The organism is Pseudomonas sp. IPO3774 (assembly GCF_013386835.1).
Classification (GTDB): domain Bacteria; phylum Pseudomonadota; class Gammaproteobacteria; order Pseudomonadales; family Pseudomonadaceae; genus Aquipseudomonas.
In genome coordinates this window covers 1-13423 of sequence record NZ_JACAQY010000064.1, presented here as the reverse complement: position 1 = coordinate 13423, position 13423 = coordinate 1, and the positions used below count along the sequence as shown (strand labels likewise).

General features: G+C 61.1%; 10 protein-coding genes. 9 read left to right on the top strand and 1 reads right to left on the bottom strand.

Annotation, left to right across the window (positions count from 1 at the left end; translation table 11 throughout):
- The first annotated feature begins 217 nt into the window (after positions 1-217).
- Both HYE77_RS28700 and HYE77_RS28695 read left to right on the top strand, forming a co-directional pair.
- A complete protein-coding gene (locus HYE77_RS28700) occupies positions 218-1111 on the top strand; it encodes a hypothetical protein (protein WP_256344009.1) in 894 nt (297 codons plus the stop codon).
- Between the two features lie 31 nt (positions 1112-1142).
- Entirely contained in the window at positions 1143-1763 is a 621-nt protein-coding gene (locus HYE77_RS28695) for a hypothetical protein (RefSeq protein WP_102605109.1), read from the top strand.
- A gap of 53 nt (positions 1764-1816) precedes the next feature.
- On the opposite strand, the gene HYE77_RS28690 is transcribed toward HYE77_RS28695, so the two are convergent.
- On the bottom strand, positions 1817-3967 hold the full coding sequence (locus HYE77_RS28690) for a TonB-dependent receptor (RefSeq protein WP_008431769.1): 2151 nt from the start codon (positions 3965-3967) through the stop codon (positions 1817-1819).
- Between the two features lie 433 nt (positions 3968-4400).
- On the opposite strand from HYE77_RS28690, the gene HYE77_RS28685 reads away from it, so the two are divergent.
- Genes HYE77_RS28685 through HYE77_RS28655 form a run of 7 tightly spaced genes read left to right on the top strand, consistent with a single transcriptional unit; the run spans position 4401 to position 13367 of the window.
- Positions 4401-6104: an ABC transporter substrate-binding protein gene (locus tag HYE77_RS28685; protein WP_177070146.1), complete on the top strand. Its 1704-nt coding sequence runs from the start codon at positions 4401-4403 to the stop codon at positions 6102-6104.
- Positions 6101-7033 (top strand): ABC transporter permease, encoded by a 933-nt coding sequence (locus HYE77_RS28680; RefSeq protein WP_008431773.1) that lies wholly within the window; start codon positions 6101-6103, stop codon positions 7031-7033. The genes HYE77_RS28685 and HYE77_RS28680 overlap by 4 nt, the downstream gene beginning before the upstream one ends.
- 23 nt (positions 7034-7056) lie before the next feature.
- Positions 7057-8310, top strand: a complete 1254-nt coding sequence (locus HYE77_RS28675; protein ID WP_177070144.1) for an acyl-CoA dehydrogenase family protein — start codon at positions 7057-7059, stop codon at positions 8308-8310.
- A 32-nt stretch (positions 8311-8342) separates the two neighbouring features.
- A complete protein-coding gene (locus HYE77_RS28670) occupies positions 8343-9395 on the top strand; it encodes an NADP(H)-dependent aldo-keto reductase (protein ID WP_087694258.1) in 1053 nt (350 codons plus the stop codon).
- A gap of 15 nt (positions 9396-9410) precedes the next feature.
- Positions 9411-10274 (top strand): ABC transporter permease, encoded by an 864-nt coding sequence (locus tag HYE77_RS28665; protein ID WP_177070142.1) that lies wholly within the window; start codon positions 9411-9413, stop codon positions 10272-10274.
- Complete coding sequence (locus tag HYE77_RS28660) at positions 10271-11929, top strand: ABC transporter ATP-binding protein (RefSeq protein WP_177070140.1); 1659 nt, start codon at positions 10271-10273, stop codon at positions 11927-11929. The genes HYE77_RS28665 and HYE77_RS28660 overlap by 4 nt, the downstream gene beginning before the upstream one ends.
- A 37-nt stretch (positions 11930-11966) precedes the next feature.
- Positions 11967-13367, top strand: coding sequence for an LLM class flavin-dependent oxidoreductase (locus HYE77_RS28655; RefSeq protein ID WP_102368598.1), 1401 nt, complete (start codon positions 11967-11969; stop codon positions 13365-13367).
- The last annotated feature ends 56 nt before the right edge of the window (positions 13368-13423 follow it).

Sequence of the window (13423 nt, the reverse complement as noted above, 5' to 3'; positions counted from 1 at the left end):
CGTGATGCCCGGACGCATACGTTTCGGTTACGAAATGCGCAGGTGATTCAGGCAACGCTAAGAGTTATATTAATGTGCCGTCATATGAACGTTATGGAGAGTCGTGATGGGTTGGAAAGGGACTGTACGTTCGCTGCAAGCGTCTGCGCGGCGATCGGAACGAAACGCTCATCGCCGTCAGCGCGAACTTGAAAAGCGACAGAAAGAGTACGCAAAGATGGAAGCGCTGGAGCAAGCAGCGTATGAATGTGAGGTTTACGAAAATCACGTAGACATCCTCCTTTCGATGCACAAGGAATGTGCCGAGCCCGTAAAATGGAAGCGACTTCTCTCCAACCCTGAACCTGGACAGCCACTCAAAAGCAATACTCTCGAGCAAGAAGCTACGCATGCGGCCGCTACATATCACCCCAATTTCTGGGCTCGGCTCTTCAAGCTAGAGGCTCGTCAGCGTATAGCCCTGGTAGGCAAGATTGGCGCCGCGAAGGCGGAAGACGAAAGGCGATATCAGGCTCAGCTTGATGGATGGAAAACTGCCCATACCGAGTGGGCAGAGGAGAGGGACATTGCTATCCGTATCCTTGATGGTGATCGTCAGGCCAAGCTAGATGCCATCGAAGCTTTCGAGTCGTTTGCAGAAATATCACACCTCGGCTCAGCTATTCAGATGATTGTTCATGAAGGTGGTGTCCTAGAAGCCAAAGTCGCTATCCATGGCTCCGACGTGATTCCTGCCGAAATCAAATCTCTACTCAAAAGCGGCAAGTTGTCGACCAAAGCTATGCCAGTTGGTCGGTTCAACGAACTCCATCAGGACTACGTGTGCAGCTGCGCGCTGCGAGTAGGTCGAGAGTTGTTGGCAATCCTGCCGGATGACCTGGTCATCGTCACCGCTCTTGACAATGTGCTCAACAGCTCGACAGGTCATATGGAGGAACAGCCAATTCTGAGTGTTGCGTTCTCTAGGTTAACTGTTGACGGACTTAACCTCGAAACCATCGATCCATCTGATGCTATGAGGAATTTTGTCCATAACATGAGTTTCAAGAAGGGCGCCGGATTTTCGGCCGTTCCTGCCCTTGATGCTCAGCGCTTCGCCGTAACCATCTAACGCCTAAGGCAATCCATACATAAGGACGCTCATGACCCCTCCATCTCAACCTGTCCGCAAGGTACTTCGAAAAAAAGTAGCTGAAGAATTCACCCCTTTCGACGTTGTTATCACCGCGATTAACTGCACAACAGACGGTGCCGATTTTGTGATCGGAGGTGCTAAGTTTCCGGACCGGAAAGAGACGTTGACTATTGGAACATCTGTTCTAGTCGACGCCGGTAGCGACGGTTATTTACAACTAAGGCTCATGGGCAGCAGTTACAGCGAAGCAGATGTTTTGCTTACTGGCGTGTCGATTCAGGCTCAATTGTTCGGTAGCATCGAAATCGAGAGTCAACAAACCTCGTTTACACCCCAAGATATAGCCAGGATTCAGCAGGGGTTTAAGCAGGTACTCGATGAGTTAAAGAGCAATGCCGATGTTAGCGCACAACAATTTGCGATACTGAAAAACCAACTGGATACGGCTGCACAGGCAGCTAACCGTCTTAGCCGAAAAGATTGGGTTATTTATTTTCTAGGTATCCTGGCGTCGGTCACCATTTCGGCTGGCTTCTCTTCAGATGCTGCGAAAGCGTTGATGCACGCGGTAGATCATTCGGTCGGGCAAGGGGCTGTGTTTGTCATTCGTCTTCTAGGCAAGATTTGAGTTAAATCGTCGACAGCGCCTAACGGGTTCTGTCGACGGTTGACGCAGAGGCCTCAATAGCGCATTTCCACCGCCACATAAGCCCCAATCCCATCCCCTGGATACAACGACGCCGTATCCTGCCCCTTCGCGTCATACAACGGCTGCACCGCCGTCACGTATTTCTGATTGGTCAGGTTCTTCAAATCCAGCGACACCTTCCAGTCCTTGCTCGGCGTTTCATACCCCACGTTCGCCCCGAAGATTGTGTAGGAGGGCGCATAGAAGCTGTTCGCATAGTCCACCGCCGTACGCGAAGCCGATTGCACATTCACCCCGGTATAGAAGCCCGCCGGGTGCTGATACTGCACTTCGCCCTGATAGATATGCTTCGGAATCCCCGGCAGTTGGTTGTCGCCGAAGGTCGGGTCGTGGCGGTAGTAGAAGTCGTTATAGGTGTACACCTGGCGCAGGGTGATTTTTTCACCCGAAGTGTTTTCCCACAGGCGTGTATTCAAGCCGGCCTCGATCCCTTGGTGGATCGTCGGCGTGGCGTTGAATGCACCGGTGACCGCAGCAGCGGTGGAGGTGGCCGGGATGATCTGCACGTTGAGCAATTCATTTTTCACCCACGAGCGGTAGAGCGCCAGGCTGCCGTCGAAGATGCCCGACGAACCCTTGATCCCGACTTCCACGGTATTGGCTTTCTGTTCCACCAGCGGCCGTACGTATGGCGTGGTCGGCCCGGAGCCGGAGTATTCCCACGACGCCGGTGGGTCGACGGATCGGCTGACGTTGGCAAACACTTGCAGTTGTGGGTTGAACTCGTAACGCACGCCCACTCGCGGTGCCAGGCTCCAGTTGTCGTAGGTCACATCGCTCGGGTAGGTGGTGGTGTTGGCCACCAGGGCTTCCTTGACGTCGGCATGGCGGCGCACGTTGATCGCCGAGACGCCACTGGTCAGCCACAGGCCGTCCACCAGTTCCAGGTCGTTGCCCACGGAGAACACGTGATCGAACGAGGAGCTGTAGTCGACGAACTTGCGCGTCTGTTTGTTGGCGAAGGTGGAGTCGACCTGGCCCTTGAGGTGCTCGGTGGAGGTGAAGGCCAGGCTGGAGCGGCTTTCGTGGCCGAACAGGGTGTCGCGGCGGTCGTAGTTGATCACCGCGCTCAGGTCATGCCAGTCCCAGTAGCTGGGGTTGCTCGGGCTGTTCGGGCTGTTGTTGTGGGCGTACTGGTAGTAGACGAAACCCACCGACAGGGTGGCGTCGTCCTCAAAGGTGTAGGTGGTCTTGCTGCCCAGCCATACGCTGCCGGGGCGACGGCTGCCGGCGCCGCTGCTTTCGGCGGTGGCACTGGCACGGTCGGAATGGTGCTTGACCGCATCCAGGGTGGTGGCGCTCGGGTCGTTGTGGAACTCGTCGCGGTAACGCAGCATCACCCGGGTTTCGAGTTGCGGGCTGAAGCGGTAGCCAAAGTTGGCCACCACGCCCTGGCTCTTCGACAGGCTGTAGTCGCGGTAGCCGTCGCTGCGGTAGTTGTCGGCATTCAGGTAGTAATCGAACGCACCCTCGACGCCGCCGACGCTCAGGCTTTGCTTGTTGTAGCCGTAGCTCCCGGTTTCCGCCCGCACCCGCAGGCCGGGTGCGGTGTAGCCGGTCTGGTTGACGAAGTTGATGGCGCCGCCAAGACTCAGTGCGCCGTACTGGAAGGCGTTGGCCCCCCGCAGGATTTCGGTGTAGTTCACCCCCGAGCCGTTGAGGAATTCGTAGGGTGTGCCGCCCGGGCCGGTGATCGGCAGGCCGTCGAACAGGAACTTGATGCCCTCACGGAAATACCCCGGCGAGGTGTTGGCGCCCGAGCCACGAATGGAGATCTTGGCCGCGTCGTTGCCGCCGGTGGACTGCACGAACACGCCCGGCTGATAGGCGAGGGTGTCCTGCAAGGTGGCGGTGCGTCCCTTGGCCACCTGTTCGCTGTCGACCACGCTGGTGCCGCCTGGCACTTCGGACAGCTGACTTTTGGCTGCCTCAACGGGCGTGATTTTTTGTGCCTCTACTGTCACCGTCTTTAGCCGTGTTCCGGTCGTCGGTGTGACCTCATCATCTGCCTGCACACTGGCGGAAAAAACCAGGGCTGAGCCCAGCCCCACCATCGCCAGCCAAGTTGCTTGCCGCACGGCAAGTGTCAACTTTTGCAACTCTCCCCGAAAGATTGGATCCATTAAGCGTGTTCCTTGTGAATAGATAAAAGAGCCCCAGCTTTCTATTCGAATAGTCATGCCTGTTTCGCTCTGAGCAGTTTCTATGCCAAGACTATTGGCCAAGGAATACGGGCGCTTAGTTAAGGTTAAGTGTTCTGCGGGATACTTTGTTTTGAATCGGTGTTTGATTCTCAACAGTCAACTTTAATGCCTGGGATTACCGCAGCTGTCGCGAACGCAACAGTTGATAAGCAGTGTGTAAGGCTACCAACAATCTCGGGGTGTATAACGGGTATAACCATATAAGTGTTTGGCAGTGTTTGCCCCGTTTTACAAGGGTTTTGCGCCGGTTTCATGGTCAATATGGCGTTTCTTGAAGACTGGCATGCTCACTGCATTACATCCCGTAATTGCAAACTTTCAGTGTTCATCGAGTTCCTCTAAGGAAGTGTCATTGACAACCATCCTGAAACTTTCGGCGGTTATTTCACTGTGCCTGGCAGTCAATGCCTGCTCACCGGCTGCGGCACCGAAACATGAAACGTCTGCGGCTGATGGCACGGTCACCAACGGTGTAGTGACTTATTCGGCGACGGACTTCCATGAGTCGTCACCGGGGCGCAGTGGCGGAACTTTGCGCGTCTCAGCCGCCTCCGACGCCGGCAGTTTCGATGTTCATGCACTGTCTAACGGCAACATCCAGTGGATGGGCCGGATTCTCTTCGATTGCCTGGTGTACCAGGACGAGCAGGGCAATATCAGCCCGTGGCTGGCCCGCTCCTGGGACATCTCCGACGACGGCAAGACCTACACCTTTCACCTGCGCGACGACGTGACCTTCAGCGACGGCGAGAAATTCAATGCCCAGGCGCTGCAAACCAACCTGGACCACATGCGCGACCCGGCGACCAAGTCCCCACTGGCCGCGGCCTATATCGCGCCGTACCTGGATGGCAAGGTCATCGACGACTACACCTTCGAAGCCCATTTGCGCGAACCCTATACGCCGTTCCTGGATGTGCTGGCGCAGTCCTGGCTGAGCATGATCTCCCCCAGGCAGATTCGCGAGGCGCCGAAGACCATCGCCGAGCACCCCATCGGCAGCGGGCCGTTTACGTTGCAGAGCTACACCCGTGACCAGGGCGCGGTGTTCATCAAGCGCCCCGGCTATAACTGGGCGCCACCGGTGACGCGCCACGCGGGCGAGGCCTACCTGGACCGTATCGAACTGAGCTACGTCCCCGAAGCCATGATCCGCTTCACGGCGCTAGAGTCCGGCCAGTCGGATTTCGCGCTTGATGCACCGGCCCAGAATGCCGCCGCCATCCGCGCCAACCCCGACCTGGTGATGCGCAGCCGGATTCGCAAGGGAAACCCGAGCCGCAGCATGACCTTCAACGTCGAGCAGCCACCGTTCGACGATGTACGGGTGCGTCGCGCAGTGGCCAAGGCCATTGACCGCGAAGGGTTGGCGTGGATTTCCGGCTTCGGCGAATACATCGCCAAGGCGGATTTCCTGGCGGCCAACACCCGGTTTTATCAACCCAACAACGACGCCCTGGCCTACGACGTGAAAGCCGCCAATGCGCTGCTGGACGAGGCCGGCTGGACCGGGCGCGATGCCCAGGGCTATCGAACCAAGGACGGGCAGCGCCTGAATGCAACGATGCTGTCCTATGACAACCCGGCGTTTCCCGCCAGCGTTTCGGTGGCCATCCAGGCCGACCTGAAAAAAGTCGGCTTCGAGATGCCCATCGAAATGCTGCCGCTGACCCGCGTGACCGAGAAACGCTACGCCGGGAAGTTCCAGGCGCTGGCGGGCGGTTACTGGCACACCAACACACCCGATGGCCTGTTCGTGCTCTATCACAGCCAGGCCATCAGCACCGACAAGATCATCGGCCAGAACGTCGGGCGCTTCCGTGATGCCGAACTGGATCGCGTGCTCAGCGCCGCCCGCCAATCCCGCGACCCGGTGCAATTGCAGGCGCTCTATGGCGAGGCGCAAAAGCGCCTGACCGAAACCGTCCCGGCGGTGCCTTCGGTGGAAAGCCAGGTGCTCACCGCGTATGGCCGGCAGGTCGAGGGCGTGATTTTCGATACCTCCCACAACGTACCGTTCTTCACCAGCATCTGGCTGGACCGGGGGCAACCATGAGCCTGTTCAAATCCATCGCCTGGCGCCTGCTGGCGGGCATTGGCGTGCTGTGGGGCGCGGCGACGCTGACGTTCCTCGCGGTCAATTTCAGCGGCGGTGACACGGCGCTGGCAATCCTCGGCGGGCCGGATTCGATGCCCACCCCGGAGCTGCTGGCCCGGGTGCGTGCCGAGTACGGCCTGGACCAACCCCTCATCGTGCAATACGGCAATTACCTGGTGCGCCTGGCCCATGGCGACCTGGGCGAGTCCTATCGCTTGCGCATCCCGGTGCAGCAGGCCATTGCCGAGCAGATCGGTGCAACCATTCAACTGTCCCTGAGCGCGGCGTTGCTGGCGGTGGTATTGGCCCTGGTGTGCGCGATCCTCACCGCCAACCGTTCGCGTTGGGTGCGTTCAGCCGTTTCAGGCAGCGAGCTGGTGCTGTCTTCAGCACCTTCGTTTGTGATCGGGATGCTGTTGTTGCTGGTGTTTTCGTTTCATTGGCACTGGTTGCCGCCCTCCGGCTCCGTTGGCTGGCGCTCATTGATCCTGCCCTCGATCGCGCTGGCGTTGCCGGTGGCGGCAGTGCTGACCCAGCTGCTGCGCCAGTCCCTGGAAGACACCCTCGAACAACCCTTTATTGCCATGGCCCGTGCCCGTGGCTTGTCCGAAACCGCTGTGCGCCTGCGTCATGCCTTGCGCCATGCGCTGGTGCCGTTGGTGACCCTGGCCGGGTTCGTGTTCGCCAGCCTGCTGGGCGGCGCGGTGGTGGTGGAATTGCTGTTTGCACGCCAGGGCATCGGGCGCTTGATGCTCGATGCCACCAGCAACAAAGACGTGCCGGTGGTGCTGGGCGTGACCTTGCTGGCCGCCACCGTCTATGTGCTGGTGAACCTGGCCGTCGATTTGATCAACCGCTGGATTGACCCTCGGGCCAACCAAGCGTGAGTGCCTTTGAAGAAGGAAAAACCATGAGTGCTTCGATCCCCGCTGAAGTGAGTTATGCCGACTTGCACCAGCGTTTCGCTGATGTATTTGCCCGGATAGCCGACACCGCCGTCGCCCGCGAGCAGCAACGCGAGCTGGCCCATGACGCGGTGGCATGGCTGCGCGAGGCCGGCTTTGGCGCACTGCGTGTGCCGCAGGCCTTGGGCGGCCTGGGTGCAAGCCTGCCGCAGTTGTTTCGCCTGTTGATTGAACTGGGAGAGGCCGATTCAAACTTGCCGCAGATCGTGCGCGCGCATTTCGGTTTCGTCGAAGGCCGGCTTTCCAGTCGCGACAGCGCTTCCCAGGATTACTGGTTCGCCAAAGTCGTCGACGGCGAGTTGTGGGGCGCCGCGATGGCCGAGCGCACCGACACCACCCGCAACTCGGTGACCCTCAGCGCGGTCGATTCCGGCTGGCAGCTGGACGGTGAAAAGTACTACTGCACCGGCACGCTGTACGCCAACTGGATCGCGGCCGTGGCCCTGGATGGCGAAGATTTTGTCAGCCTGGCGGTACGCACCGACGCGCCGGGTGTCACCGTCGAGGATGACTGGGACGGCTTTGGCCAGCGACTTACCGGCAGCGGCACCACCCGCTTCAAGGCGGTGAACGTACCGGAGCAGCACATTGTGCGGCGCTTCAAGAAAGACGAACTGCGCGCCGAGTCCTACCTGGGCGCTTTCTACCAGTTGTTCCACCTGGCGACCCTGGCCGGCATCGCCACCGCCGTGCTGCGTGACGCCACCGAATTCGTCAAGGGCCGCACCCGCGCGTTTGGTGTGCCGGGGCAATCGAGCCCCAAGGATGACCCGCTGGTGCAGCGGGTGATCGGCCGCTTGTCGAGCCTGGCCTATGCCGCACGCACCCAGGTGCTGGCCGTCGCGGAGGTGCTGCAGGACGTGCACGAAGCGGAGCAGGGCGGGCACGCAACCGAACAGCATTACACCGAGGCCGAGATTCGCGCTTTTCAGGCGCAACAGATCGTGCTGGAACAGGTACTGGAAGCCACCACGCTGCTGTTCGAAGTCGGCGGCGCCTCCGCCACCAGCGAGTCGCGTCGCTTCGACCGGCATTGGCGCAACGCGCGAACCCTGGCCTCCCACAACCCGGCGATCTTTCGCGAACGGGCACTGGGCAACTACTACCTCAATGACGTCACCCCGAACGCCGCCTGGCGCAGTCTGCAAGCCGCCGACGCCGAGCAGCAGGCCGCCCGCGACGAAGCGAGTGCGGTATGAGCCATCAACCCTTGAAGAAAAAAGGATCACCCATGCGTTACCGCCAACTGGGCAACAGCGACATCCAAGTCAGCGTGCTGGGCCTCGGCACCATGACCTGGGGCCACCAGAACACCGAAAACGATGCCCATCAACAGATCGACCTGGCACTGGCCGAAGGTATCAATTTCATCGACACCGCCGAGATGTACCCCACGCCCACCAAGGCCGAAACCTGGCGCACCACCGAGCGTTACATCGGCAGCTGGCTGGCGGCCAGTGGTCGACGTGACGAGGTGATCCTGGCCAGCAAAATCGCCGGCCCGGCCCGTGACCCCAGCAGCCAGCAGCACATCCGCGACGGCCTCAGCCGCCACGACCGGCGCAACATCGTCGAAGCCCTCGACGGCAGCCTCAAACGCCTGAACACCGACTACCTCGACCTGTACCAACTGCACTGGCCCGACCGCACCACCAACATCTTCGGCCAGCGCGAATACCCGTATCAGGCAGACACCCAGAGCGTCGCCATCGAGGAAACCCTGGCGGTGCTGGCCGATCAGGTCAAGGCCGGGAAGGTGCGCCACATCGGGGTTTCCAATGAAACCCCGTGGGGCGTCGCCGAGTTTCTCAAGCAAAGCGAACGCCTCGGCCTGCCGCGCATTGCCAGCGTGCAAAACCCCTACAGCCTGCTTAACCGCCTGTACGAAGGCGGCCTCTCGGAGTTCACCCATCGCGAAGGCGTCGGGCTGCTGGCGTACTCGCCGCTGGCCTTCGGTGCGCTTACCGGCAAGTACCTCGGCGGCGCACGGCCCGAGGGCTCGCGGCTGTCGGCGGTGTACCGCACTTTCAATCGCTACGACAGTGCCTCGGCCCAGGAGGCCATCACCGGCTACGTGGAGATTGCCCGGCAACATGGCCTCACCCCGGCCCAACTGGCCCTGGCCTTCATCATCGACAAACCCTTCGTCACCAGCGCACTGACCGGGCAAACCAGCCTGGCGCAATTGCGCGACAACCTCGGCGCGCTGGACGTGACTCTTGGCGATGAGATCAAGGCGCAGATCCAGGCCATCCACCAGCGCATCCCCAACCCCGCGCCCTAGCACCAGGAGCCTGGCATGACGCAAACCATTGAAACGTTGATCGGCAATCGCCCGTTGCGTCTTGTCGGGTTTACCCAACTGCGGCCGGGTCTGTTGCTCGCCGGGGTGTTTGTCGGGCTGTTGCTGTTGGCCGCCGTTGTTCCGCAATGGCTGGCCCCGTATGACCCGTTGGAGGCGTCGGCGCGCATGGCGTTCCAGGCGCCGAGCAATGTGCATTGGCTGGGCACTGATGAGAACGGGCGCGATGTGCTCAGCCGATTGATTTATGGCGTGCGTTCGTCGCTGTTCATGGGCCTCGCCGCCACCGCGCTGGGGTTGGCCTGGGGCACCTTGCTCGGCTTGATCGCAGGCCTTGGGCCGCGCTGGCTGGACGGCGCCTTGATGCGCGGGATCGACGTGCTGCTGTCCTTTCCCGACCTGTTGCTGGCGCTGGTGATCATCACGTTTTTCGGTCAGGGCACGGCCAATCTGATTCTCGCGATAGGCATCGCTGGCGTGCCGCGTTATGCGCGCCTGGTGCGGGCGCAAACCCTCAGCGTACGTAATGCCGGCTACGTCGAATCCGCCGTCACCCTCGGCCAATCGCAGCTGGCGGTGGTGCTGCTGCACATCCTGCCCAATGCGTTCAAGCCCGTGTTGATCCTCGCCACCATCGGCATCGGCGGCGCGATCACTGCCGGTGCCGCCTTGAGTTTCCTCGGCTTCGGCGCACCGCCGCCTGCGCCGGAGTGGGGCGGGATGATGTCCATCGGGCGCAGCTTCCTGGCCAATGCGCCGTGGCTGGTGGCCTGGCCCGCCCTGATCATCACCCTGACCGTTGTTTCCATCAGTGCCATCGGCCGCGAACTCTTGCGCCGCAGCGAAGGAAAGCCTCTATGACGATGAATATCCATACCCTCGGCCCGCTGGTCGATATCCGCGACCTGACAGTACGTTTCGGCCAGGCCGAGCCAGTGTTGCACGGTGTCAGTCTGCAGTTGAGCCGGGGTGAATGCCTCGCGCTGGTGGGGGAGTCGGGGTCCGGCAAAAGCGTCACCGCCCGCACCCTGGCTGGCCTCACCGGCAAGGACGCCCATGTCCAGGCTGCCAAGCTGGCCTTCCAGGGCGTCGACCTGCGCCCGCTCAACGAGCGGGCCTGGCAGCAACTGCGCGGCGGGAGCATCGGCTTTGTGATGCAGGACGCGTTGGGCGCGCTGGACCCGCTGCGCCGCGTCGGTGCCGAGATCGAAGAACCGTTGCACCTGCACACCGCATTGGGCCTGGAAGCGCGCCGCCTGCGGGTGCTGGAACTGCTGCGGGATGTCGGTGTGCCGGAACCGGAACTGCGCGCCAGCCAATACCCCTGGCAACTTTCCGGTGGCTTGCGCCAGCGGGCGCTGATCGCCTCGGCGATTGCCTGCAATCCGCGGCTGATCATTGCCGATGAACCCACCACGGCACTGGATGCCACGGTGCAGGCCCAGGTCATCGCCCTGCTGGAGAGCCTGCGCGGTGAAGACAATGCACTGCTGATGGTCAGCCACGACCTGTCGGTGGTCTCGCGCCTGGCCGATCGCGTGGCCGTGATGCGCCACGGGGTGATCGTGGAGGAGGGCAGCACCGAACAGGTCCTGCAAGACCCGCGTCATCCGTATACCCAACTGCTGCTGCGGGCCGCCAAGGCCGTGCACTTCCAGCCCACACGCCGACTGCTCACGGCGGTGGAGCCCGAGCCGGCGCCCCAGGGCGAAATACTGCTTGAAGCACGCGAGCTGTCCAAAACCTTTGTCGGCCCCGACGGCAAAACCCGCACGGTGCTGAACCAGGTGTCGCTACAGCTGCGTCGCGGCGAGACGCTGGGGGTGGTGGGCGAATCGGGTTGCGGCAAGACCACCTTGACCCGCCTGATACTCGGCCTGGAAACCGCCGATGCCGGCGAGGTGTGGATCAAGGGCCAGCGCTGGTCCGACCTCGACGCCAGGCAAAAACGCGAAGCCCGGCGTGCGGTGCAAGTGGTGTTCCAGGACCCGCTCAGCTCCTTCGACCCACGCTACACCGTGCAGCGTGTGCTGTTCGAAGCGCTGGTGGTGGCTGGCGTACCGCGTCATGCCCGGCGCGACCGTGCCCTGGAACTGCTGGAACTGGTGCGCCTTGATGCCAGCGTCTTGTCGCGCCGGCCGATCGAACTTTCCGGTGGCCAGCGCCAGCGCATCGCGATTGCCCGAGCGTTGGCGTCCGAGCCGCAGATCCTGATCTGCGATGAACCGGTGTCGGCGCTCGACGTGTCGGTACAGGCACAGATTCTCGAACTGCTCGACGACCTCAAGCGCCGCCTCGGCCTGGCCTGCCTGTTCATTTCCCATGACCTCGGCGTGATCAACCACGTCAGCGAGCGCGTGCTGGTGATGAAGGCCGGTGAAGTGGTGGAGTCCGGCTCGGTACGCGCGGTGTTCGACCGTCCGGCCCATGCCTATACCCGCGCGCTGATCGATGCGATCCCGACCCTTGAAACCGACTACACGCCGATCCCGTTCTACCTGAATGTCGCGATCTGACGTATTGGAAAACGTATCTACGAAAGGAGTGCTCCTGGTGCCCAAGCAACTGCACGTGAATTTGTTTGAGATGAACTGCGTCAGCCACATCGTCCATGGTTTGTGGGTGCACCCGGACAACAACCGGCACCGTTTCAATGACCTGGACTATTGGACCGAGCTGGCGCAGTTGCTGGAATACGGCACCTTTGACGGCGTGTTCCTGGCCGATGTGATTGGCACCTATGACCGCTTTCGCGACGGCCCCGAGACCTCGCTGCGTGAGGGCATGCAGATTCCCAGCAACGACCCGCTGCTGGTGATTCCGGCGATGGCCGGGGTGACCAAGAACCTGGGGTTCGGCGCGACCTTTTCCACCACCTACGAACCGCCGTTCGCCTTTGCGCGGCGCATGAGTACGCTCGATCACCTGACCAAGGGGCGGGTGGGCTGGAACATCGTCACCTCGTATTTGCCGAATGCGGCGCGCAACTTCGGGCATGACACTGAGGTGGTTCACGATCACCGCTACGAGATCGCCGATGAATACCTCGACGTGCTGTACAAGCTTTGGGAAGGTTCCTGGGACGATGACGCGGTGATTGTCGACCGTGAGCGTCGGATCTACACCGATCCGGACAAGGTGCGCTATATCAACCACGTGGGGGAGCACTTCAAGGTTGCCGGCCCACACTTGTGCCAGCCTTCGCGGCAGCGTACGCCGGTGTTGTTTCAGGCTACGGGGTCACCGGCCGGGATCGAGTTTGCCGGGCGGCATGCCGAAGTGGTGTTTACCGGTGGTAATGATGCGCCGGCGGTGCGGGCGAATATCCAGGCGATGCGGCAGAAGGCAGTTGAGCATGATCGCGATCCGGCGGGGTTGAAGTTTATTGTGATGGCGGGGGTGATCGTTGGGCGGACGGATGAGGAGGTGAGTGCCAAGCTCGACAGTTATCGCAAGTTGGTGAGTGTCGAGGCGTCGCTGGCTCACGGGCAGTCGGCGATTGATTTGACGGCGTATCCGCGGGATACGTTGATCAGTGATCTGGTGAGTCGGCAGGTCAAGGGGTGGGAGAGTTTGAGCCGGTACAAGGCGGACTCCACTGTTGGGGCGGTATTGGCGCAGTTGGGTGGGTTTAATCGCGAGCGGTTTTTTGTCGCGGGTACGCCGACGGTGGTGGCGGACGCGATTGAGAAATGGCTGGATGAGGATGGGATCGACGGGATTAACCTGAGGCAGTATTTGTCGTTTGAGACGGCGCGGGACTTTATTGAATTGGTGGTGCCGGAGTTGCGTCGTCGGGGGCGGTTTCGTGAGCGGTACAACGAGGGGGAGACGTTGCGGGAGCGGTTGTTTGGGGCTGGGCGGGCGCGGTTGCCGGGGGACCATTTTGGGGCGCGTTATCGGGATCCGGCGGCGTTGCTTCAGGCTGCTTTGCCGTTGCGGTTTCCGGCGTGAGTTGAGAGTACATATCCGTTATTTAGGTAACGGCGGCCTATGGTTTCGCTCTTACA